Origin of the sequence: Paraniabella hibiscisoli (assembly GCF_022512515.1) — a bacterium.
Taxonomy (GTDB): Bacteria; Bacteroidota; Bacteroidia; order Chitinophagales; family Chitinophagaceae; genus Niabella; species Niabella hibiscisoli.
Genome location: NZ_JAKWBK010000001.1, coordinates 2,698,419 through 2,719,027, shown reverse-complemented (window position 1 = coordinate 2,719,027; position 20,609 = coordinate 2,698,419). Strand labels below are relative to the sequence as shown.

General features: G+C 41.5%; 27 protein-coding genes and 1 tRNA gene. 13 read left to right on the top strand and 15 right to left on the bottom strand.

What is annotated here, in order from left to right:
• The first annotated feature begins 1 nt into the window (after nt 1).
• Genes MKP07_RS17145 through MKP07_RS17135 form a run of 3 tightly spaced genes read left to right on the top strand, consistent with a single transcriptional unit; the run spans nt 2 to nt 2,079 of the window.
• Nucleotides 2-652, top strand: coding sequence for a hypothetical protein (locus MKP07_RS17145; RefSeq protein ID WP_240848267.1), 651 nt, complete (start codon nt 2-4; stop codon nt 650-652).
• Nucleotides 645-1,469, top strand: a complete 825-nt coding sequence (locus MKP07_RS17140) for a sensor histidine kinase (RefSeq protein ID WP_240848266.1) — start codon at nt 645-647, stop codon at nt 1,467-1,469. The genes MKP07_RS17145 and MKP07_RS17140 overlap by 8 nt, the downstream gene beginning before the upstream one ends.
• On the top strand, nt 1,435-2,079 hold the full coding sequence (locus MKP07_RS17135; protein WP_240848265.1) for a response regulator transcription factor: 645 nt from the start codon (nt 1,435-1,437) through the stop codon (nt 2,077-2,079). The genes MKP07_RS17140 and MKP07_RS17135 overlap by 35 nt, the downstream gene beginning before the upstream one ends.
• Before the next feature lie 22 nt (nt 2,080-2,101).
• Here MKP07_RS17135 and MKP07_RS17130 read toward each other — a convergent pair whose 3' ends face one another.
• From MKP07_RS17130 to MKP07_RS17075, 12 genes are all read right to left on the bottom strand, one after another.
• Nucleotides 2,102-2,740, bottom strand: coding sequence for a TraM recognition domain-containing protein (locus tag MKP07_RS17130; RefSeq protein ID WP_394803664.1), 639 nt, complete (start codon nt 2,738-2,740; stop codon nt 2,102-2,104).
• Nucleotides 2,740-3,108 carry a hypothetical protein gene (locus MKP07_RS17125; RefSeq protein ID WP_240848264.1) on the bottom strand — a complete coding sequence of 123 codons (369 nt, stop codon included), beginning with the start codon at nt 3,106-3,108 and terminating at the stop codon, nt 2,740-2,742. The genes MKP07_RS17130 and MKP07_RS17125 overlap by 1 nt, the downstream gene beginning before the upstream one ends.
• Nucleotides 3,087-4,109 (bottom strand): YWFCY domain-containing protein, encoded by a 1,023-nt coding sequence (locus tag MKP07_RS17120; protein ID WP_240848263.1) that lies wholly within the window; start codon nt 4,107-4,109, stop codon nt 3,087-3,089. The genes MKP07_RS17125 and MKP07_RS17120 overlap by 22 nt, the downstream gene beginning before the upstream one ends.
• Nucleotides 4,110-4,199: 90 nt before the next feature.
• Nucleotides 4,200-4,478, bottom strand: coding sequence for a hypothetical protein (locus tag MKP07_RS17115; RefSeq protein WP_240848262.1), 279 nt, complete (start codon nt 4,476-4,478; stop codon nt 4,200-4,202).
• A gap of 88 nt (nt 4,479-4,566) precedes the next feature.
• Entirely contained in the window at nt 4,567-5,643 is a 1,077-nt protein-coding gene (locus MKP07_RS17110) for a relaxase/mobilization nuclease domain-containing protein (RefSeq protein ID WP_240848261.1), read from the bottom strand.
• Between the two features lie 138 nt (nt 5,644-5,781).
• The gene (locus MKP07_RS17105; protein WP_240848260.1) at nt 5,782-6,036 is read right to left on the bottom strand and encodes a plasmid mobilization protein; all 255 of its coding nucleotides are present in this window, start codon (nt 6,034-6,036) and stop codon (nt 5,782-5,784) included.
• Between the two features lie 201 nt (nt 6,037-6,237).
• Complete coding sequence (locus tag MKP07_RS17100; protein WP_240848259.1) at nt 6,238-6,681, bottom strand: hypothetical protein; 444 nt, start codon at nt 6,679-6,681, stop codon at nt 6,238-6,240.
• The gene (locus MKP07_RS17095; protein WP_240848258.1) at nt 6,663-7,061 is read right to left on the bottom strand and encodes a hypothetical protein; all 399 of its coding nucleotides are present in this window, start codon (nt 7,059-7,061) and stop codon (nt 6,663-6,665) included. The genes MKP07_RS17100 and MKP07_RS17095 overlap by 19 nt, the downstream gene beginning before the upstream one ends.
• A 70-nt stretch (nt 7,062-7,131) precedes the next feature.
• Nucleotides 7,132-7,914 (bottom strand): hypothetical protein, encoded by a 783-nt coding sequence (locus MKP07_RS17090; protein ID WP_240848257.1) that lies wholly within the window; start codon nt 7,912-7,914, stop codon nt 7,132-7,134.
• A 171-nt stretch (nt 7,915-8,085) separates the two neighbouring features.
• A complete protein-coding gene (locus MKP07_RS17085) occupies nt 8,086-9,069 on the bottom strand; it encodes an AAA family ATPase (RefSeq protein ID WP_240848256.1) in 984 nt (327 codons plus the stop codon).
• Nucleotides 9,062-9,352: a hypothetical protein gene (locus MKP07_RS17080; RefSeq protein ID WP_240848255.1), complete on the bottom strand. Its 291-nt coding sequence runs from the start codon at nt 9,350-9,352 to the stop codon at nt 9,062-9,064. Before MKP07_RS17080 ends, MKP07_RS17085 begins: the two co-directional genes overlap by 8 nt.
• 6 nt (nt 9,353-9,358) lie before the next feature.
• A complete protein-coding gene (locus MKP07_RS17075; RefSeq protein ID WP_240848254.1) occupies nt 9,359-9,685 on the bottom strand; it encodes a helix-turn-helix domain-containing protein in 327 nt (108 codons plus the stop codon).
• 309 nt (nt 9,686-9,994) lie between these two features.
• Here MKP07_RS17075 and MKP07_RS38845 point away from each other — a divergent pair, with 309 nt between their 5' ends.
• The 10 genes from MKP07_RS38845 to MKP07_RS17030 all read left to right on the top strand — a co-directional run bounded on the left by MKP07_RS38845 (nt 9,995) and on the right by MKP07_RS17030 (nt 18,542).
• Complete coding sequence (locus MKP07_RS38845; protein ID WP_262919349.1) at nt 9,995-10,807, top strand: HEPN-associated N-terminal domain-containing protein; 813 nt, start codon at nt 9,995-9,997, stop codon at nt 10,805-10,807.
• Between the two features lie 23 nt (nt 10,808-10,830).
• Complete coding sequence (locus MKP07_RS42650; protein WP_394803579.1) at nt 10,831-11,163, top strand: RES family NAD+ phosphorylase; 333 nt, start codon at nt 10,831-10,833, stop codon at nt 11,161-11,163.
• Between the two features lie 206 nt (nt 11,164-11,369).
• Nucleotides 11,370-11,663, top strand: coding sequence for a hypothetical protein (locus tag MKP07_RS17065; RefSeq protein WP_240848253.1), 294 nt, complete (start codon nt 11,370-11,372; stop codon nt 11,661-11,663).
• Nucleotides 11,660-11,923 carry a hypothetical protein gene (locus MKP07_RS17060; RefSeq protein WP_240848252.1) on the top strand — a complete coding sequence of 88 codons (264 nt, stop codon included), beginning with the start codon at nt 11,660-11,662 and terminating at the stop codon, nt 11,921-11,923. The genes MKP07_RS17065 and MKP07_RS17060 overlap by 4 nt, the downstream gene beginning before the upstream one ends.
• 226 nt (nt 11,924-12,149) lie before the next feature.
• A complete protein-coding gene (locus MKP07_RS17055; protein ID WP_240848251.1) occupies nt 12,150-13,256 on the top strand; it encodes an HAD family hydrolase in 1,107 nt (368 codons plus the stop codon).
• Nucleotides 13,257-13,259: 3 nt separating this feature from the next.
• Entirely contained in the window at nt 13,260-14,417 is a 1,158-nt protein-coding gene (locus tag MKP07_RS17050) for a phosphoribosyltransferase-like protein (RefSeq protein WP_240848250.1), read from the top strand.
• Nucleotides 14,407-16,347 (top strand): ORC-CDC6 family AAA ATPase, encoded by a 1,941-nt coding sequence (locus MKP07_RS17045; RefSeq protein ID WP_240848249.1) that lies wholly within the window; start codon nt 14,407-14,409, stop codon nt 16,345-16,347. The genes MKP07_RS17050 and MKP07_RS17045 overlap by 11 nt, the downstream gene beginning before the upstream one ends.
• Nucleotides 16,344-17,492: a hypothetical protein gene (locus tag MKP07_RS17040; RefSeq protein ID WP_240848248.1), complete on the top strand. Its 1,149-nt coding sequence runs from the start codon at nt 16,344-16,346 to the stop codon at nt 17,490-17,492. The genes MKP07_RS17045 and MKP07_RS17040 overlap by 4 nt, the downstream gene beginning before the upstream one ends.
• A 10-nt stretch (nt 17,493-17,502) precedes the next feature.
• A complete protein-coding gene (locus MKP07_RS17035) occupies nt 17,503-17,973 on the top strand; it encodes a hypothetical protein (protein ID WP_240848247.1) in 471 nt (156 codons plus the stop codon).
• Nucleotides 17,974-18,017: 44 nt separating this feature from the next.
• Complete coding sequence (locus MKP07_RS17030; RefSeq protein WP_240848246.1) at nt 18,018-18,542, top strand: PfkB family carbohydrate kinase; 525 nt, start codon at nt 18,018-18,020, stop codon at nt 18,540-18,542.
• A 268-nt stretch (nt 18,543-18,810) separates the two neighbouring features.
• Here MKP07_RS17030 and MKP07_RS17025 read toward each other — a convergent pair whose 3' ends face one another.
• From MKP07_RS17025 to MKP07_RS17015, 3 genes are all read right to left on the bottom strand, one after another.
• Nucleotides 18,811-19,662 (bottom strand): site-specific integrase, encoded by an 852-nt coding sequence (locus MKP07_RS17025; protein WP_240848245.1) that lies wholly within the window; start codon nt 19,660-19,662, stop codon nt 18,811-18,813.
• The gene (locus MKP07_RS17020) at nt 19,659-20,174 is read right to left on the bottom strand and encodes a hypothetical protein (protein WP_317236039.1); all 516 of its coding nucleotides are present in this window, start codon (nt 20,172-20,174) and stop codon (nt 19,659-19,661) included. The genes MKP07_RS17025 and MKP07_RS17020 overlap by 4 nt, the downstream gene beginning before the upstream one ends.
• 289 nt (nt 20,175-20,463) lie before the next feature.
• A tRNA-Lys gene (locus MKP07_RS17015) sits at nt 20,464-20,536 on the bottom strand.
• Between the last annotated feature and the right edge of the window lie 73 nt (nt 20,537-20,609).

Here is a 20,609-nt window from a genome sequence, read left to right as displayed (position 1 = left end):
CATGCTGCTCCGTATTATTATTCTGGTGGTGCTGGCATTCAGCTTTGCCTGTTGCTTGTGGCGGCTTGGTGGCCGTTCAAGGCCGCTAAGGCTTATCGTGGTTTGGGTAGGTTTAACGCTCTTCAGTGAAATATCGGCCTTCTACCTGGCAGCCATCTATCGCAACAATCTGGCGGTCTTCCATATTTTCGCGCCCCTGTTATTCCTTAATACAGTAATGTACTTTACAAGTATTTCACCGGTAATTAAAAATAACCGGATCGGACTGTCACTAGGTATTATAGGGCTTAGCGCATCTGTCATTAACAGCATTTACCTTCAACCTATTCATACTTTCAATTCAAACTTTTTGCTGTTCGGTGGTCTTTGCGTCTGCACCATGGGATTTATCGTGCTTGCCGAGTATGCCAAGAATTTTGATAGTCCGGCGCCCGCACACAATCCGCATTTTTGGATAACTGTTATATTACTCTTTCAGCAGGTAGGAGCCTATTTTATTTATATCCTGATCCGGTTTTTGGAACTAAACCATGCCAACCCCGGTAATATCACCACAGCCTACTACATGCTCTGGATGGTCGGAGTGATCAGTTATTTTTCCATCGGTATTGTATTTGTTTGTTTTCCTGTTAAAAAAACAATTTATGAGTGATGCCAGCCAGGTTGTAGTACTTTTTGTATATGGGTCACTTTTTGTAGTGCTGATTATCATAGTCATCATATTGCTTGTGTTTTTAACCCGGCATAAAACACGCAATTATGAGTTAAGGCTACAGGAAGTGCAACAACAATTTGAACAGGAAACAATGAAGACTAAGCTCGAGCTGCAGGAAGAGGTCCTGACCAAAGTATCCGGAGAAATACATGATCATATCGGACAGGTACTTGCAGGAGTCGCGCTGGCACTCCAATCTTTGGAGACAGAAAAGCTGACAGAGCGTGGAAGACGCATCGTGGATGGGTCCGTACAACGCGTTATTACCGCAACAGAGGAGTTGCGTAACCTGAGCCATCTGATGAGCGGCACGAAGGTTGAGGGCCTGGGACTAATTGAAGCGCTAAGGCGGGAGCTTGAGTTCTTGTCCCTGACTAAAAAGTTACACGTAAAATACCATCACTGCGACCGGCAAGCTTTCCCGGCCATCAGCAGACCAGCTATCATTCTTCTGTTCCGCATTGCCCAGGAAGCCATCAAAAACGTGATCAATCATGCATCGGCTGGCTTGCTGGAGGTAACAATCGACTACCTGCAAAACATGAACACCCTGGTAATGATGGTTAGTGACGATGGTAAAGGCCTTCCGCAGGCATACCGGGAAGGAATGGGGCTTAGCGGCATGAAACAGCGGGCCAGCTTACTTAACGCCCAATTAGAGATCGGCAATAGTTCGCTCGGTGGCACCCTGGTAACAATAAAACTTAAAACAGAATATAATGCAGACAAAAACAATCATCGCCATCGCGGATGATCATGATCTTTTCAGAGAGGGCATTAAACTGGTACTGGATAATACCGCCGATTTTCACCTGGCCTACGAGGTCAGCAATGGCCGTGAGCTTATTTCCCTATTGGATGAGTTGGCGGGCACCTCTTCTTTCCCGGGTATTGTATTGCTGGATATCAACATGCCGGAATTAAACGGATACGAAACCATGCAATTACTTGGCCAGCGTTACCCCGAAACGCCGGTACTTGTACTGACTATGCATACTGTAGACTATAGTGTTTTAAGTATGCTAAGACTAGGTGCGCGAGGCTTTCTACCCAAAAGTTCGAAAAAAGAAACGTTCCTGGAAGCCTTGGCTAACCTGATGGCAGGAGATTACCATATACCACGGGAACTGTCCAAACTCTTCATTACAAGTCAAGGCAGGCAGGTAGCAGGCCTTACAGCAAGAGAGATCGAATTCCTCGGTTATTGCCACCAGGACATTTCCTATAAAGAAATTGCAGAGAAAATGATTTGCAGCGAGCGCACCGTTCATTCGTATCGGGACAAATTGCTTTTAAAGCTGAACCGCAAATCAAGAAATGGCTTAACTGCCTATGCCTATGACATTGGTATTATTACTGGTTAGCGACCGTCATGCATATTTCTGTTTATCCTTTTCTTCTAGTCCCACCTCTCGCTGAAGCCTGCATCTTATCCTCAAGCAGAAGCCGTGATTTGACCGGATCGGCTTCTATTTCCGCTATCAATGTTCTAACCAGGTTAGTTACATCATTTTTTACGGTGATAAAATGATCGGCAATCTCGTGCTCCGCCACTTTATTAGGGTTGGGGATATCTACAAATCTTTCCGATTCTGACTTTAAAGCCTGGTGATCATTCTGAATCTGAGCGTGAAAGATCTTTTGCTCAATAGGTTGATCTGGATTATCAGCCACGATACCCACAAATTCGCCGGGCGACAAAGTAGCAATAGTGGAAGCCGGGATAGCACTGTCCAGTTGGGTTGATTTGCTTACAGAAGTATCCTGCCGATTAATACTAATGCTGTCACGCTGCTGCACAATTTTACCAAAACGCTCAGACAACTCTTTAGCCGTAGCACCAAAACTTTGACCGGCGATAATATTACCGCAAAGGTTCATAAGCACATCTGCCTGCTCCTTTCCGTAGTCTTTGACTAATTGCTGATAGGTTTGAACGCAAAGTATATTGGAAATAAGATAGCTTCGGCAAACTGCTATAAAATTGTCAAGGCCGTTTAGAAAAATGCTAGGTAGCTCATCTATTATAATACTGCATTTATTCTGTCCTTTTTTAGGATGACTCTTATCAACCGGAAAACATAAAGTGACAGCACTGCTCCATAGGTCATTGCTTTCTCAGGGTTATTAGCTGCACAAACGATCTTTGGCGCTGAAGGGTCATTGATGTTCAGCGAAAAGTCATTGCCTGTTAAAACATAATAAATGGAAGGCGAAGACAGGCGCGCCAGTGCGATCTTAGCAGACGCTACCTGTCCTTCCAACTGCTCCATTGCCCGGTTCTTAAAGGCGCTGATGAAAGGATTGATCAATGCTTCAATGTCCTCATCTGTAGCTAAAATCGGAAACAGGTCCCGGTAGTCGGCCTGCATCAGCTCGATGGCATGAGGCAATGTACAGTACTTGCCATTCTGGTACTTTTTAAGAACCAGATCACTGCCGTTAGCAGGTTGATAGGTGATTCAACGAAAAATTCGCCTTGTTTCTTGATCCAGTCGCGATTTAATCCCAGTAGTATAGTCCGCGATGCTTCAGTGGCATCTGTTATATCACGCATTGCCTGAGGCTCCAGCGGATTGCAGCGGTGCATTGGCGTATCGAAATTGATCACATAAAACTTAGGAGGTACCTTGTAGTTGCCTTGGTATTTTAAAAGATAATTGTAAGCGATCCGCGACAGGTCATCGTATTTAAAATCGTAAAGGAACATGGAGAATCCTTTGCGGATTTGCTGCTCAATGACACTACGAACGACGTAATAACTTTTACCCGCTCCAGGGCTACCTAACACAAGGCAGCTTCTAAAGGGCGCGACATTAATCCAGCTATTTCTAAGCTTTCCACCATAACGGTAACGTGCCGGGAAGTTCAATGAGTATTCATCTTCCAGCAGTCGCTCCTCCTGGGGAAAGGTTTCATTTTCTTTATTGAAAATGTCTTTACGTAATTTGGTTTTCAGCAAACGAGAGAGATAAGTCCCTCCTGAAATCATCATCAGATACCCTATTGAGGTGGTGATCATATAACCCGCTGCTACCCCGTTTGTACTACCCGGAACAAAAAGAAACACGTTAGCCAGGAAATAAAGCGCCAGCCCGCAACCACAATAGGCAAGTGCGGCCTTTAGGTTGACCGTTCCATCTTTTTTGCCTTTAACCCCTAAAAGAAATATGATCAGCAGGACCAGTGAAGAGCATTTAGCGAGCATCACCGATTGAAAAAACGGAAGCCGCCTGATATTACCAACCAACCGGTCGGTGATCGAAGCCGTCAGTTCCCAGCTATTAAAAGCCGGGTAACAGATAATATAAAAATGAATAAGGAGCACCGCAATGCTCAATAACCGAGTGAAATCAATCACCGATCGTAGCCCTTGTTCGTTTTCGCCTGTCATTGCTCAATTTTTTTAAGTGAAAAAATTGAGAGGGTCGGTATAACAGCGAATCAAACCGTGGCGTCAACAGTAACGCGAGACAATTAAAGTTTACCGTTTCCGCTTGCGCTTATGGGGTTTACGTACATTAAAAGCAACATCCTGTTGCTGTGCTTCCAGCAGGATTTTGATACTATTAAGAAAGGGAGCCGCAAGAAATGCTCCCGGTAGGGTCAGCTTCGCTAACCGGTTAATTCCATTAACCAAGCTGGCCGTAAGATGGTGCCTGAAGTATTTTTCTATTTGCGGTGGAACTGTTGCATAGGAAAAATCACGACTATCCTTTGTGCCAATAGTGAAGGATTCTGCATCAGAGTTTCCAGGAAGCAAGCGGAGGCCTTGATTGTAAAGCTGGCCGATAGTTGCGGCGACTCCCTGGTCAAAATCTATTTTTCCAAACGCTTTTTCAGACAGGACTTTATTTTTTGCATTTCGCTACGGAGGTCTTTATCCTCCGTTTGGAGGCGTGCCAGCAGATGAGCCGCACTGTAATTTTTCCCAGATCACTGCCATTGAATACGGACATGGAACGGTGATCGACAAAAGTGACACCATAAATACGTTCGGGGTTTCGCCTGAATACTACATCAATATTATCTGCCTTTAGTGTAGCTACCAGCCTGTCCGCATCCTTTACCCCTGTGATAGCTTTATCAATAGCATTCTTTAACGGCGTCTTAAAACGCCAACGCTGCTCGGCATTCTTTACAAATTTTTCCTCGAGGCTGGAAAGCGTTGGCTTACTATAGATGGCGCTGGCTTTAATGGGAACACCCACCTTATTACCTTTCGCGTCAGTAATAAAATAGCAAAGTCCCTTTGCGGCAAACATTCTACTATCCGGCTCGCCTCTGTCCGCAACCACGTTAAAGCTTCGAAGTACCGCGTTTAACTCAGCAAGCGTTGTAAAATTATATTCTCTTACTACTGTCCTTACAATATTAGAAATAGTTTTCTTGGTTTCACTTTTGCCGTATAATGCAGCTTCCAGGTCAGCAGGTTTTAAATAAGGGCTGTCCTTCTCACGGCCTTCCGAGGGGATCAGCCCAAAGCGTTGCTCCATCTCCTTTCTTATTGGCTCAGACTTTTCCTTGCCTATATTGTGAAGCGAAATGCGCTGACCATCTGATTGAATATTGGTGGTTACAATGTGCACGTGTGGGTGACCTGCATCTGTATGGCGGTATACCAGGAAGGGCTGCGTACCCAATCCGATTCCCTGCATATACGTTTCAGCGATCTGTTTCATTTTTTCATCTGATAGCTTTTCCGTGGGTTCGAAATTCAGCGAGATATGAACGCAATTTGTTTTTGCCCGACTATTGCCGGCGGCTAACCGCTCCAGCCGTAGCAGGCGCCCTTTAAAACTCAAATGCTCCGGCGACGCCGTATATCCCTGTGCCGCGATAAGTGTAGCTAACCCCTTCCTTACCTTTTCCTCATTATAATTAACCGCTCCTTTTATAGATTTTCCAGTAACAATGCGCGCTACCATTTTGCATAAATTTTATTAATCACCTCCTGAATACAATCAATTTTTGACAGCAGATCTTTCTGAAGTTCGGTGCAGGTCTTCAACCAAAATTCTTTGTTCGGAATGTCTGAGAGCTTATGTATACGCTTAACCACCTGGTTAAAATTGTTGGAGATGATCATTAGTTGCCTGCGGTTTAACCAGCTCTTCTATAGTCTTATCCCTTGACGGGTCTACAACAACCTGCCTGATGGCTTCGCCTAATAATACTGTTCGTGCATAATCACTTAGAGAACGGTTAAGCGTTTTTTGCTGTCTTCTGGCAATTTTTTGATGCTCATTTTTTGTAAGCCTTACCGTTAACCATTCAGTTCTCCGGTCGCTATCCGGGGTTTGGTCATTACTCGTTTTCATTAGTCCATATTATTTAACTGACAGAATAACCGAGTTTCGAGCGTTATTCTAACATCCTTTGCGACTTCGGAGGCAAAGGCAAGAGCCGTTTGTGCCACAAACGTACATCTTGCTCCTTTCAGGAGGAAGGTAAACGGCTTCGCCGGGCTTCGCTTTTGCCGCCGTTATTAGCCCTGGAAACAGGCTATTCTGTCAGTATGATTAAAAGAAATAGTTGTTCGATTTCAGGTCAATTGGATTTATTAGAGTCCTTCCAAAACGAGGGTTAAAAGGGCCACAGGTTCTCGAAGAATTTTTCCACGCTGGCGATGGCCGACAGTACCCTGGCCGTGTGTTCGGAGTGCCCATCTTTTTTGCTTTCAAGTAAGCGCGGGCATCAGCAGATATTGCTTCAATGCCGCCTTGTGTCACTTGCGTAGGAGACAGAAAGGGTACAAAGAAATGCAGATGGGTGTTGATCGTGTGCAAATTAAACCATCTGTATGCAGAGCTGCCCGCTACAGCAAGGGTACCCAACACTCTCTCTTTTGCTTGTGCAGAAAGTTCCTCACTGATGAATACTTTCTCTTTTAACGACTCAATATCTGCTATAAATTGTTCGTAGCTGGTGCGATCAGCCTGGTTGATCATCTTAAACAGCTGCATAAAAAAGGGTAATCCGGCGCTTTTTGATCCAGCATTTCCAGCGGACTAGCAGCCGTTTTATTGATGCTTACTAATAAAGCAGGTGCTACTTTTTGTATCAGGGCCACGTCAACCGGATAGTATTTTGCATAAACCTGCATAATGATTTTGTGCGCCGGTTCGCTGTTACGAGTACGATTGTTAAGTGCATACACGAGCGCTGAATCTAACATCATGTTATGGTAGATACCGGTACTGTCGTAGGCATTTTTTGTAAGTCTTCCCGCGCTATTGGGTATAGTTGCTAATGAATTCTGATCTTCCTGAACAGAAGTACTTTGTTTTTTCTGACAGCTGAGCATTGCGATTACGGCAACTGCCAGGAGCATTTTTGCTTTCATGTTGATTTGTTTTTATGGTGATAAAATGTTTACGGTAATTATGGAAACGGGACAAAGGGATAGTTATCTATCAGAAGTCGATCATATAGTCGAATGCATCGTAGGCCCAGCTGCTGGCGGCGGCGGCTTCAGTTATAGCAGTTGGCAGATCATTGTCTGTTACAATTGTTTCTACCAGGGAAGAGATATCAGTCGACGCTGCTCCAACAGCCCTTATCAACTTCCAGAAAAAACTGCGGGATGCCGTGCGGCCGTCAGCGGAAACATTCAGCTCCTCATCATTCAACCAATAGTAGGTGGAATGCCGGGCAACAGAAGCGGCGGACAAAAGCAATTGTTTTTCCTTTTCCGAGAAGTTGGTACTGCTTAGAAAGCCGTCTTCCATTTTGACGAGCTGGGCCTTGAAAGTCGAAAACTCACCATTGTCTTTCACAGTTTTGACCTGCTTGTAGATTCGAACGATAGCATTTTTGGCATCGCTGGTAATAGGCAGTCTTGACAAATTACCCAGATAACGACTGGCAGTGTCAGCAATAACATGATAAACAGCCTTATCCAATTGCTCTACGTTGGTATGGGTGCTGGTGTGTTTCATAAGGAATAGGTTACGTCCTCTTACAGTATTGTCGCCACCGCTCTCGAGATACGCTCTTACCATTGCCAGCAACCGGTTGTGCTCCTTGCCAACAAAATCGTAAGGATTTAAATGATTATCTGGCGATACGTTTTCCTGGGCAGTCGCATGTCCGATTGGTTGAGATTGAGTGGCAGCTCCATTTATCTTGTCCTTTTTAGAGCAGCTTACTATTCCTACCAACGCTGCCATAAACAGCAATAATTTTAGTGTTTGCATTTTTTTGATTTAAAATGTTTGAAAAAAGTTTGTCCCGTTCTGTCCCGTTTTCCATAATATTTTGTCCCGCTTTTTTAAAGCGCATTGTTGAGTAATAATGGTTTGTAGAAATTTTTTGTCCCACTTCTGAGCATTGAAGCGTTATGGGACAAAATCTTGGGCCTTGCTTCATCATTTGTTTTCATCGCTGCTCTTATCAGCATCCAGCCATCGATGAACTGTTGATTTGCTTTTGCCCAGGATCACTGCAATCTCCCGGTATGTTTTGCCTTGCTCCTGCAGGAGCCTTGCCATATCCTGCTGCTCATCTTTTTGCCGAATGCTCTTCAGACCTATATGTTCAGCTTCGTTCACATGCTCCTCCACCACTTCAAACCACATAGTCTCGGGGTTTAACCGCAGCAGCTTGGCATCATCTGCTTCTTCAAAGTGGCGGGACTTTCCACGCTTCAATAATCGAAAGTGTTTGCTCTGTCCACTTTTTCTTAAAAAGAAATCTCCATCTGAAAGATCCGTTTTAACGCCGCTACCGGTTTGCAGATCGCTATCGCTTAAGAGTGATGAAGTGTGTTTTCTAAAATGATCGGTTATAACAATAGCTGTCTTTGAGCTTTCGCACAACGCGAGTAAAGTGTACATCATCCTGGTGATCTCCTTATTATTATTGGTATCCGTATCCGTAAAGGCCATCCTGAGATTATCGATAACGATAAGCACCGGCTTGATACGTTCTACGATCTGAAGTAGTGCAGGAAGATCTTCAGTCAAACTGTTCTTTGTGGTAAATGCTCTGGCTTTAAACCGTTGCTCCGGCAAAAAGGGGCAGGTATTTCGTAGTTCCAGCAACCTTCTGCGTATTGTTTTTTCAGACAGCTCATTGTTAATGTACAGTGTATTTCCGTGTAGGGTAATGGGTTCCCCCAGGAACGAAGGCAGTTCTGAAGCGACAGCCATGCAAAGCTGCATACAGAAATAAGTCTTACCTACACCTCTCGGCGAGGGAAAGTGTATAAGCGTTCCTTCAGGAATGTAATGACCCAAAACAAGCTTCATTTCCTCCAGGAGCTTCGCTTCCTCTGCCAGCTTTGCAAATGATTTAAGGGTCGGCTTAAAGTAAAAGGAAACCTCGTCTGTTATTTTTTTAGTATTACCCATTGCCCCGCAATTGATAGCCCGGAGGAAGCTGAAGCCGTAACTTTAGCTCTATGGTTTGTGGCCGGGAAGCCAATTGGTACATCCATATCCATTTATTGGCGACCGTTTTCCAACTGCGGATAGGCAGACCTTTCTCGGTTTTCCATTTACCGCGTTGTTGGGATGCAAAAAATGCTTCTGCTGCTTTTCTAACTAGTCCTTTCTGATCAAAAAAGATAACGACTTCGTTAAGTGTCGGGATACAACCGGACGCTTTGCCCTTTGCGCTTTTATTCGTACCCATGATTGATTAGGAGTTTTTAGAAGTGTGTTGTTGCGAAGCCAACAAACGGGTGATTTCGCTGGAGTCATAATAAAGCACGCCGCCGATCTTGGTAAAGGGAAGCTCCTTTTTCTTACGGAGGATCTGTAAGGTGCTGGTCGAAATGTTGAGTAGCTTTTTAACTTCATGGCTTTTGAGCCATCGCTTGACCGGCTGTCCATGAAACTCTTTGAGGAGTAATCTGATGTCAGAGAGAAGCTGCTGGCGAAAATCATAAAGATCCCCGAGTGTAATGAGCCTCGAAGAAAGAAGCTCATTACCTTCCCGGCCCTGGTGATAAATTGCTGAAGACATACAAAAAATGTTTCCAGCAAAACTGGCTTCGCGTGGTGCCGGAAACACTCAACCTAGGCACTGGTGGTCTTATTAAATCTAAGACCTCACTTCTTTCGCTTAAGAAGTATCAGCGCGAAATCTCTCAAGTTGTTTCACCATAAGTATATATGTCATGATCACGCAGCAAACGTGGAAAAAAATATATGCCGTGTTTTTGTTAGTATTATAGGTTGATTACGAGGTTTTCTATCGCTGCTTTTACATAATTATTGCATCAGTAACTTCATTCAATCAAAGTATCTTTAAATATTTAAACTTTATATTTCTATGAGTGGCGTTATGAATTGGGCTGATGAGCTCGAGAGTTATGGACTTAACTCTGGACCGGACATGAATGTTTGCAGCGCTCATTTTAAAGACGTAGCTATAAAAAGTTTCATTAAAAGAGGAAAGCAAATTGATGAGTGTGACTACTGCGGGAGAACGAAAGCAATCAGACCACTAGAGGAGATAATGAGATTTCTAATGGAGACAGTTAGTTACTATTTCACCGATCCAGTGGAATTCGCTTCATATGATTCTGCAGAAGGAGGCTATTTGGTACCACACAGAGATGCTTGGGAAATACTCCAAGATGACTTTGATCTTAATATTGACGATGCTGCCTTATTTAATGACATGGAAGATTGGATTGATTTCAATAAACACTGGGCCGACGAAAAGGGGATGCATAGTGAAGGGCACCACGCACGTCCAGACTCCTGGTCACACTTTTGCTATTTAGTTAAGCATCAAGTTCGGTATCTTTTTCCCGCCTATCAGAACGAACTTGACATATACTCCCACCAGCCGCTTGACATATTGAGAGAGATCGAAAAAATGGTTTATAGATACGGTTTACTTACGAGTTTAGAAGCAGGAACCGAGGTGATTAGATGTCGTCAGCATTGTAAAGATGAAAGAATTTTGGCTCTCGAGCAAATGTGCGCTCCAGAGATCACCCATTGCAAAAACCCAAACAGAATGAGTCCGGCTGGCATATCGATGTTTTATTGCGCGTTTGAAGTAGAAACAACGTTGAAAGAGACGATAGACAAATCTTGGAAGCAATCTAAATACACAACAGTCACATTTACCTAAAAGAGAATATTCTTGTTGTAGACTTGAGTAAGTTACCTGCAAGTCCAAGCGTTTTTAATCAATCAAAACGAAAAAAATTTGCCGACGTCATTTTCTTGAAAAACTTTATCCATGATCTTTCCAAACCAATAGATCGCGATGGAAAAGTTCACATAGACTATGTTCCAACTCAGATAGTCACAGAATTTTTCAGATACATGTTTAACAGAAAGGTAGCGGGTATCATTTATCCTTCATCCCGCAACACAGGAAATAACGCAATGGTCCTGTTCTACGATCATTATGACTGTAGACGGCAACTTAATTTTCTCCCTCAGTCATTACAAACTAGGTCAATTCGGTCGTACCGACCGTAATGATTCCGCTAGGAAAATCACTAAAAATTTCTATCCCTTTCAAGCCTGTTAAGTTGCAGACTGTTAGACATTAAAACACTATAGGAAGATCTTCGCCATCAGCATCTAAACGGGGTAGCGACAGGATTGGTAACTAATATTTTAAGGGTGTGTGTTCACGTGTTTAAAAATGTTAAATTTGACCATTTAGCAGATTAAGATAAACAATGGGCAAACCTTTTACTCGCGAACTTTCGCTTTTGGAAAAAACATACGAATGGGCAAATGCAGTTGAAATTAAAGATCTAAAACTCAACATAGAAAAAACTTTTAATAGCCCATTAATTACAATAGGATCTGGTGGATCTCTCAGCGCGTGCTATTTTGCAAATAATCTCCATCAGTCGAAAGGAAAATTGGCTAAAGCAATGACGCCTTTGGAATTAATAAATTCAGTTCCCGTAATTAATGACTCCTCACTCCTGTTTTTAAGCGCCAGCGGGAAAACACAGATATATTGACCGCGTTAAAGATTGCAACTAGCGAAGAGCCCAAGTCGCTGCTAGGCTTAACTCTTTCGAAAAGTTCGCCGCTTAAGAGAGAAAGTGAAGGAACAACCAACATAATAAAAGACCTGTCAAATCCAAGTGGAAAGGACGGCTTTTTAGCGACCAATTCGCTGGTTGCATTCTTCGCTATTTTAAATAGAATTTACGGAAATGTAAATCAAGACAAAATCTCCATTCCGGCAATCTTTTTGAAGAGCTTGAGAGCTTTGTGAGCAGAGTTGAAGCGTCATTCACTTTCCAAATTTTATATAGTGGGTATGGGCACCCGGTTGCGATCGATCTTGAGTCTAAGTTTTCTGAAGCAGCGTTAGGTAATATTTTGTACAGCGACTATCGGAATTATGGCCATGGGAGGCACCATTGGCTGGATAAGAGGGGAACAATACCTGTATTATTGCCTTAATTACACCGGATAACAGAGACCTGGCTCTAAAAACTTTGCAACTATTACCTTCTTCGGTTCCGGTCCTGAAGATAGAAAGTGATTTTGATAGCCATTTTGCTTCGATCGACCTCTTGGTGAAGTCATTTTATTTGGTTGAGGCAATCGGTCGGATGCAAGGTATAGACCCAGGTAGGCCGGGCGTACCAGATTTTGGCCGGAAACTTTATCATCTGCGATATAAATCCGCTTTGAAAAAAGCGGATATAAAAGAAGAGCTTAGAATTGCCCTGCAACGGAAACTCAGTCCTAGATCAATATATACTTTATCCAGCGAAGAGTTACAAGAATGGAAAACTGCGTACCATGAATATAAGAGTAATATTGAGAGTAAGACATACGGAGCGGTGATATTCGATTACGACGGTACATTGTGTGGCACTACCGAAAGGCAAACTGGGATAAATATCAATGTATCTAATGCTTTAAATAGGATATTGGCAAAAGGAATCACTGTTGGAATTGCCACAGGGAGAGGAAAGTCTGCACGTACCGACTTACAAGGAAAGATAAAAAAGCAATATCACAAGAATGTAATCATTGGATATTATAACGGGGCAGACGTAGGGCTGCTAAATGATGATGAAATCCCGCATCGAGATACAAAAGACGAAAGTCAGGAATTGAAAGAAGTTGAATTGCAACTGCTACATCATTTTGGAAAATCTCTTAACATTCAAGTTAGAGCTAAACAATTGACGATCGAGTTTTCAAAAGAAAACTACTTTATTAAAGATCAAATTCGGGAATTTATAACAAGCAAGCGTTTTGAGGGGGTTGCCTTCGTAGAGTCCAGCCACTCAATGGATATTATTATTAAACCACACGTTTCTAAATTGAATGTGATAGCTAGCTGTATGAACCACCTCCAGAGCTCGGGTGGAAAGCATCAAGAAATCCTATGTATCGGAGATAAAGGCCGATTTCCTGGGAACGATTACGAATTGTTAGGCCATTCCAACAGCTTGAGTGTGGATGAAGTTTCGACAGATAAAATGTCTTGCTGGAATTTCGGACTACCTAGTACTCGGCAAGTTCTCGCAACACTTAACTATCTTAATAAATTTGAGTTGCATAATAAATCTTTCACCATTAGCCTATAAATCATGAGAAGTGATATCGCAATTAGCCTTTTATCCTCCGTAATAAGTGAAATTACAGATGAAGATGAACAGGCAGAGTTGATAAAATATTTTCAGACGATGGCGACCTATAAGTATGATGATTATCAGCAGTACGACACTGGGCAACGCTTTATCGAAAACCTTGCAATTTGGCTCAATCAATTTACTCCAGACGACCGAAAGGTTGTGCTAAAGTTCTTAAGAAGTGAATTGTTATTTATTTCCATTACAGAAATTAACCTACTGGCGGAGGCATGTTTTCCTGATACCATTCGACAAATCTTAACCGATTATGCTAGCATTGGACTAAAAATCCCCAAATATCGTGTCCAGAAAATAATTGATAGTCCTGAATACAGGATACTCTTGAGGCAGTGTTTATTTTGTGGACTAAGCGACGGCGCTCGATTAGATATTTTTAGGAGAGCAAATACTGGCGTGTTAAGTCATGAACAGATTTATCTTACTTACGAACTCTCTGATGAAAAGCTATTGAAGATGAGAGATGAATTAGTTGAGGATCTCGAAAAGCCGCACAACTTTAATCGAAAAGTGACAGATGATGAAGGAAAGTTTAAAAAGCTGTTTCTTATCGATGACTTCTCAGCGAGCGGAACCTCTTATCTAAAATATAACGAAAAAGCCGGAAAATTGAAAGGAAAAATAGCAAGCTTGTACTCTTCTATATTTCCACAGGCTGCTGAGCCGTCTTCAGAAGAGGCAAATGCTCCGCAGTCGGCTGTTGCCAAATCCTTCAGTAAAGATCTCAAGATATATATAATTTTGTACCTATGTACTTCGCAAGCCAAAAAAACAATTGAGGATAATTTTGAAAAACTGCATGAGATATATGGACATAAACCTCAATTGGTAATTTTACATGAAATACATGAAAACTATAAAATAACTGAGACACATGAAATACATTCAATTTGTAAGAAAGACATTTATTACGATAAAGATTTAATTGAAGACAAGCACACTAATGGTGATGTAAAATTAGGGTTCGGACATTGTGCTTTACCACTCATTTTGGCGCATAATACTCCGAACAACACAATTCCTCTTTTATGGTCTTATGAATATTCAACTATTTTTAAAGGCCTTTTCCCTAGAATCCCGAGACATCGTGTATTATGAGAATAGAAGTAAATCCATTTTTTCCCGAGCCTCAGAATATATCGGCATTGACGATAGATTTATCAAATTATTCAGCTCGGACGTCTTAGACGTTTTGGCCTATTCAGAAGTTTGGGATATAATTAATATTATTAGAAGTTCACCAGGGGGTGGCAAAACGACGTTGTTGAGGTTATTCACTCCAGAAGTGTTACTTAGCATCGGTGATCGAAAGAGAAGAGATGATCAGACTGTGGATGTCCTGAAAAAACTCCAAGCAATAAATGTCTTTGATGCAAAGCTTAATCCGTTAGTAGTAGGGACATTGATACCGTTTACGAGTGAATATTCCACTATCTCATATCTAAGTATAGAACCTGCACAAAAATCAAGGATCTTTTTTGCATTACTAAACGTAAGGGTAATACTTTCGGTTCTTTATTCAATCTCTAAGATAAAAAAATTACCCTTTCCAGACGGCCTTTCTGCTATCACGATATCCCAAGATCCTTCAAAAGTAAGTTTTAACCCACTTCGCAATATTTCAAACGGAAAAGAAATTTATGACTGGTGTTGCAAAAATGAAGAAGTTATCTGCAATGAGATTGATAGTATTTATTTGCGACCGTCAAATGACATAGAAAAATCGTCAGATTTATACTGCCTAGATCTTCTTTCTCCAAAGAATATTATGGTTGCAGGCGAGCCTTTGCGGGAGCGAATACTGGTGATGTTTGATGATGTACACAATCTAAGCACTAGTCAGCGAAAAGATTTTTTAAATAGTATGGTGAACAAGCGCCCCTCTATCAATGTCTGGGTAGCGGAGCGATTACAGGCGCTTAGTATGGATGAAATCATTTCAGAAGGAAACCTTACAGACAGAGATTTTAGGTTAATAAACCTAGAACAGTATTGGAACAGCAAATATGAAAAGTTCGAGAAATTTACGAAATCTATTGCACAAAAGCGATTATCAACAATTACAGAAGGCGAACCCACGTCTTTGACTACATATTTGGCAGAGGAATGGGATATAGAACAAAATAAAATCGATGAAGCTTTAAGTGTTGTAAAGCAAAGGATAGGAAAAGATTTTAAAGGTGATCAGAAATATAATACCTGGATTAAGTCTAAAGAGCAAATAAGTAAGGAATTAGCTGAACAGTTGATTGAGTGGAGAAGCCTTGAAATCTTATTATACCGAGACCGTGGTAAGCAACAGCAAGTTTTGTTTGACGACCCGCTGGATGAAGCGGAGCTCGAACAGCGGGATGGATCAGATGTTAGGGATGCAGCAAGGCTGTTCTTAAATAAAGAACACAAGTTTCCCTACTATTACGGAACAGCTAAGATTAGCCGACTTTCGTCCTCGAACATTGAGCAGTTTTTAACCATATGTGGAAAATTGTTCGAGAACATTGTTGTCGAGCACGTGAAGAAGATATCGCGAAACAATCAAAGTCAAGTACAAATATCCACCAAAAAGCAAGAGCATTATATCAAGCTACTTTGTGAAGATAGATGGAGGGAATTGGATAGCCGTGTACCTAATGCGGCTACGATTAAGCAATTCATAAACAACATTGGCGATTTTTGCAAGGAACAAACATATACTCCGAATGCATGGAACTCTCCAGGAATAAACGGCGTCGCTATTACGATGGATGAGCGTGCATTTCTGAAGGATGTAGTTCTACAAGATGAAACGCATTCATATAACGGCTTGGCAAAATGTATTGCTACATGTATTGCTTACAACCTAATCGACTTTAGGTTGAACTATAAGGTTAAAGGGAAATTCATGATGGTGCTGTACCTCAATCGTCTCTATTGCGTAAGATACGGTCTTCCATTGGCTAATGGAAAATTTAAAGAGAGAAAACTATCCGAGCTCAACAATTGGCTACTAGATAAAAAACAATCAAAACCTTTAGAGCTAGGCTTATGAGATGGAACGATTACATTTTGACGAAAGGCACAAATCAATGTAACCAGTTTTGGGAGGAATACCTTGCTGCCGGTAACAGAGATATATTTTATATACTTGGAATTGGGTTTGATCCTAGAACCACCGATGGAATTTCCACAATTTATAGTCTCGGAGGTAATGGGAAAAGAGACGCGCTACTTTTGCGATACTACCAGTCCGATGACGAAAAGAGTCAACCATCGGATAAAAGAGTTCAACAGCATGAGGACGAGGTTAAAAGTCTGTTGACGAAAGCAGACGGAACTTTTAGCATCAAGCCCCTCGTAGTTAGGTCTGGTGAGGACAGAAGCATAGCTTCTATCCGAGCCTACGAAATTGTTGATGATATTAACACCATCAAAGAATACTCAGACGTGGTTGTCGACATAAGCGCCATGCCAAGGGCAATATTTATGCCTTTATTAAACAAGCTTCTCGCTTTAATTGACGACTTTAACGTGGCTAGTCAAGCAAAGATTAACTTGCACGTTATTGTAAGTGAGAACTTCAAATTGGACAATAAGATTGAAGATGATGGCAAAGAACAATCAGCTGAATTCATCCATGGGCTTGGAATACAAAACACGGCCAATACTCAAGATTTCAAAGAAGTATGGGTGGCTGTCTTAGGGGAAAAGCAAATGGATCAATTTTCTAAAATAAAAAGTTCCATCAACCCTGTATCTACCTGTATCGTATTGCCTTTTCCCTCAAACAATTTACGAAGAGGAGATGATCTAATGGTTTATTATAAGGACGGCTTGTTAAATGATGATGACTTTGATGTCAAAAATATCATTTACGGAGACGAGCAAAATCCTTTCCAGGTATACAGATTAATAAAAAAAACAATAGATAGATATTTTGAATCGTTTCAGCTTCTGGGAGGTTGTAAGGTTGTAGTATCGGCCCTTTCTAGCAAGCTACTTACAATTGGAGCATTCCTTGCCATTTTTGAAGCAAAGGGTTTAGAGAGTATTCAAAAATTAAGGGTCGGGATTAAACATGTTGAATCCATTAGTCATAAATTTGACGAAGATTCAGCGAAGCAGGAGGGAGTTTTGACAATGAACGAGCTTTTCCATCTGTGGATTGCAGGGGATCCATATTTTCCAAATGACTAGAAATAAATTTATGATACTGGGCACAGGTTTGGTTGCATTAGATATCATTATCAATAGCACTCCTGGGACAGCTCCTATAATAACCGCAGGCGGTTCTTGCGGTAATGTTCTCACTATCCTCTCATTTCTTGGATATAACAGTTACCCTATTGCACGTTTAGCTTCAAATGAAGCTACAAATAGGCTATTGGGAGATATTTCCAAATGGGGAGTAAAGACTAAGCTAATTTCGACAACCCCTGATGGCAGCACGCCGATTATAATTCAACGATTGAAGTCTGGTAAAGATGGAGAGATCACGCATCGATTCGAATTTCGCGATCCAGAAACTGGGAAATATTTACCGTCCTATAAGCCAGTTCTAGCAAAGGCTGTTGACGTTATCGTCGATGCAGTAAGTGAATGCAATCTATTCTATTTTGACCGGCTTTCCCGAGGAACTATAGAATTAGCTAAGTTTTACAAAAACATGGTGCAGTAGTTTTTTATGAGCCGTCTTCTTTTAAAGATGACGAAACAAATCTTTTGAAAGAATGTAATGGAGTTGTCGACATTGTAAAGTTTTCGCATGAGAGGATTCCCAATTTTGAAGTAAAATTCCCTTATGGGTTTGCAAAAGTTGAAATTGAAACTCTTGGCTCAAATGGAATTAAATTTCGTACTAATAAGAGTAAAGTTGGAAAATGGCATTATTTAGCACCCTTTAAGCTTCCAAACGTGAGGGATACTGCAGGTGCTGGCGATTGGTGTTCTGCCGGTATAATTGCACATCTGGCAGAATTGCAAACACCAAAAATTTCCTCATTAAACGTGAAAGATTGGTCGAACGCCATTAATTCCGGACAATCTTACGCCGCAATAAGCTGTTTATTTGTAGGTGCCAGAGGCTTAATGTACAGTATCGGAAGTCAAAAACTAAAGACGCTTACATCAGAATTGTTGACATATGGAAAGCTTGACGAAAAGACACTTAAGACAGTTTCAGATAAACCTATCCAAGGTGAAATGAAATTATCAATAAGCAAATTGTTGGTCAACGTTGATTTTTAAAGTAGATTCTCGATTCAGTTAAATGTACCAATATTCAGTAAGCAATCTAAGAAATCAGCCTTAGCGACTGCTAAGGCTGATTGTATATAAAACTGATCAGAACAATATTCTACATAATTTCACCATCAAGATTTCAGAGCTTTGGTTTCAGCGATCGTAATCAAATTACCGTTATCAAATAAAAGCGCTTCAACCTGTTGCATATTTTTACTGATCTTTCTTTTCGTAACCTTTGCATATCTTTCTGTCGTCCTAATCGATTTATGCCCTAGCATCTTACTACAGTTGATAGTGGAACATCATTCTCCAGCGTGATAGTTGTTGCAAACGTGTGACGAGCATCATGTGTAGTAAGATCTAATGATATCCCACATGTCCTGGCAATTATCTTTAAGTCGCTATTGTAAGCCTGATTGGAAGCTACCGGCAGCAGTTTATTAGAGACAAGTCGGCAAGGATGACTCTTGTACCTTTCAATAATATCAACCGCAATAGGAAGTAGAGGAACACGCTCCGTAAAGCCACCTGTATTTATCGTTTTAGTCCTGGCAATCCTCAACCATTTCTTTCCATCCAGGCCGGTGTAAATATCATCATAAGTAAACCGCCTGACTTCTTCATAAGCGTAACCAGTGAAGCAACTAAAAATGAACGCGTCTCGCTTCTCATTGAGAGAGTCCCCAAAATCTGTATTGATCAACTTAAGTATATCTTCCATTTCCAAAGCTGCTGGCTCAGGCTCAATGTATGTACACTTAAACTTATGAAGAGGGTTGATTAGTTGATACCCATTTTCCACGGCGCGATCATACACCTGTTTGATCAACTTAATATGCTTCATCGCGGCGTTGTTATCGCAGACATCAACTATAGTTAAATACTCATAGATTTCTTTCGCATATTTGATCTTGATGCCAGCAGCAGGCAAATCGGCGTCCTTAAAGCGATACCAGTTAAACGCCTGGATTTTTTCATGAGTAGCGCAATGGCGTCTAATAGTTGAAAACGCACAAGTTCCCGCAACCGCTCTTCTCAAATAATAAAGCAAGATTTCGAATGATAGATCAAGTAGAGCAACAGTTACTATATCTACATGTTCAAAGTATACTGCCGCTTTCAAAGTAGCCTTCTCGATATCGGTCTGAAGCTGATCTCTATTTTTTCATATTGCGCAACATGATGGGCTTTTACTAATTCATGCTTGTACTTATCCAGCTTTCGTTTCTCAAGATCTAATTCCTTCGCCCGTTCAGAAAGTCCTAATACGGTTTTACGAATATCAAAGTTTCCAACCGCCGTAGCGACCGACTGACCTTGCTTATTACTGATGATAGGACCCGATTCTGAACCACAAGAGCTCTTAGAGCTGACAGGCTGTGACTTTTTAGCAATAACCCCTTTGCTCTTCCTGTATTCCTCTCGCAGTATGTCAGAGGATACGGTTTTACCCTGCAACTCCAACACATCATAAAGCTTTAATAGGGAAGCTTTGATTTCGGTAAGTTCATTGTTTACTGCTCTTGCCTGAGGAGTTTTCGCTGTGACAATTTTTCGGTTATTACACCAGTCTGTAACAAGACATTGCTGACCGGACGAAAACTCTTTGCGGTCTTCATCAATAGTGATCCTAATGTAAATTGGAGCAAGGCGGGTAACAGGATTTTCCCGTTTACGACTGAGGAAAAAAGAATCGAAAGTTTCTCGTTGACTTTCATAAATGAGAATTTTTAAGATTAAAAATTGCTCACCTTATCCAATCCTGGCGGCCAAAAAGGGGACCTAAATTTAGCTTATAAAGGAAGTCCCCTTTTAGGTCCCCTTTTTTTAAGCTAGTTTAATATCGGTTCGATATGAGTTTTTTGCAAACGGCTCCGTATCATTAGTTTAAACGAAAACAGCACTCAATAATGAGTGCTGTCTGTGATTCCGCTGGGGCTCGAACCCAGGGCCCCAACATTAAAAGTGTTGTGCTCTACCAACTGAGCTACGAAATCGACCTTGTTTTTTCCCGTTTGGGAGTGCAAATATAGAAACCCTAAGCCATTGCACCAAACTTTTTTAAAATAA

Bases quoted from the DNA above. Each gene is read 5' to 3' on its own strand.
- MKP07_RS17145 (WP_240848267.1), top strand. From the start codon at position 2: ATGCTGCTCCGTATTATTATTCTGGTGGTGCTGGCATTCAGCTTTGCC.
- MKP07_RS17140 (WP_240848266.1), top strand. From the start codon at position 645: ATGAGTGATGCCAGCCAGGTTGTAGTACTTTTTGTATATGGGTCACTT.
- MKP07_RS17135 (WP_240848265.1), top strand. From the start codon at position 1,435: ATGCAGACAAAAACAATCATCGCCATCGCGGATGATCATGATCTTTTC.
- MKP07_RS17120 (WP_240848263.1), bottom strand. From the start codon at position 4,109: ATGACAGGCGAAAACGAACAAGGGCTACGATCGGTGATTGATTTCACT.
- MKP07_RS17110 (WP_240848261.1), bottom strand. From the start codon at position 5,643: ATGGTAGCGCGCATTGTTACTGGAAAATCTATAAAAGGAGCGGTTAAT.
- MKP07_RS17105 (WP_240848260.1), bottom strand. From the start codon at position 6,036: ATGAAAACGAGTAATGACCAAACCCCGGATAGCGACCGGAGAACTGAA.
- MKP07_RS17100 (WP_240848259.1), bottom strand. From the start codon at position 6,681: ATGCAGCTGTTTAAGATGATCAACCAGGCTGATCGCACCAGCTACGAA.
- MKP07_RS17095 (WP_240848258.1), bottom strand. From the start codon at position 7,061: ATGAAAGCAAAAATGCTCCTGGCAGTTGCCGTAATCGCAATGCTCAGC.
- MKP07_RS17090 (WP_240848257.1), bottom strand. From the start codon at position 7,914: ATGCAAACACTAAAATTATTGCTGTTTATGGCAGCGTTGGTAGGAATA.
- MKP07_RS17085 (WP_240848256.1), bottom strand. From the start codon at position 9,069: ATGGGTAATACTAAAAAAATAACAGACGAGGTTTCCTTTTACTTTAAG.
- MKP07_RS17080 (WP_240848255.1), bottom strand. From the start codon at position 9,352: ATGGGTACGAATAAAAGCGCAAAGGGCAAAGCGTCCGGTTGTATCCCG.
- MKP07_RS17075 (WP_240848254.1), bottom strand. From the start codon at position 9,685: ATGTCTTCAGCAATTTATCACCAGGGCCGGGAAGGTAATGAGCTTCTT.
- MKP07_RS38845 (WP_262919349.1), top strand. From the start codon at position 9,995: ATGAGTGGCGTTATGAATTGGGCTGATGAGCTCGAGAGTTATGGACTT.
- MKP07_RS17065 (WP_240848253.1), top strand. From the start codon at position 11,370: ATGGGCAAACCTTTTACTCGCGAACTTTCGCTTTTGGAAAAAACATAC.
- MKP07_RS17050 (WP_240848250.1), top strand. From the start codon at position 13,260: ATGAGAAGTGATATCGCAATTAGCCTTTTATCCTCCGTAATAAGTGAA.
- MKP07_RS17040 (WP_240848248.1), top strand. From the start codon at position 16,344: ATGAGATGGAACGATTACATTTTGACGAAAGGCACAAATCAATGTAAC.
- MKP07_RS17035 (WP_240848247.1), top strand. From the start codon at position 17,503: ATGATACTGGGCACAGGTTTGGTTGCATTAGATATCATTATCAATAGC.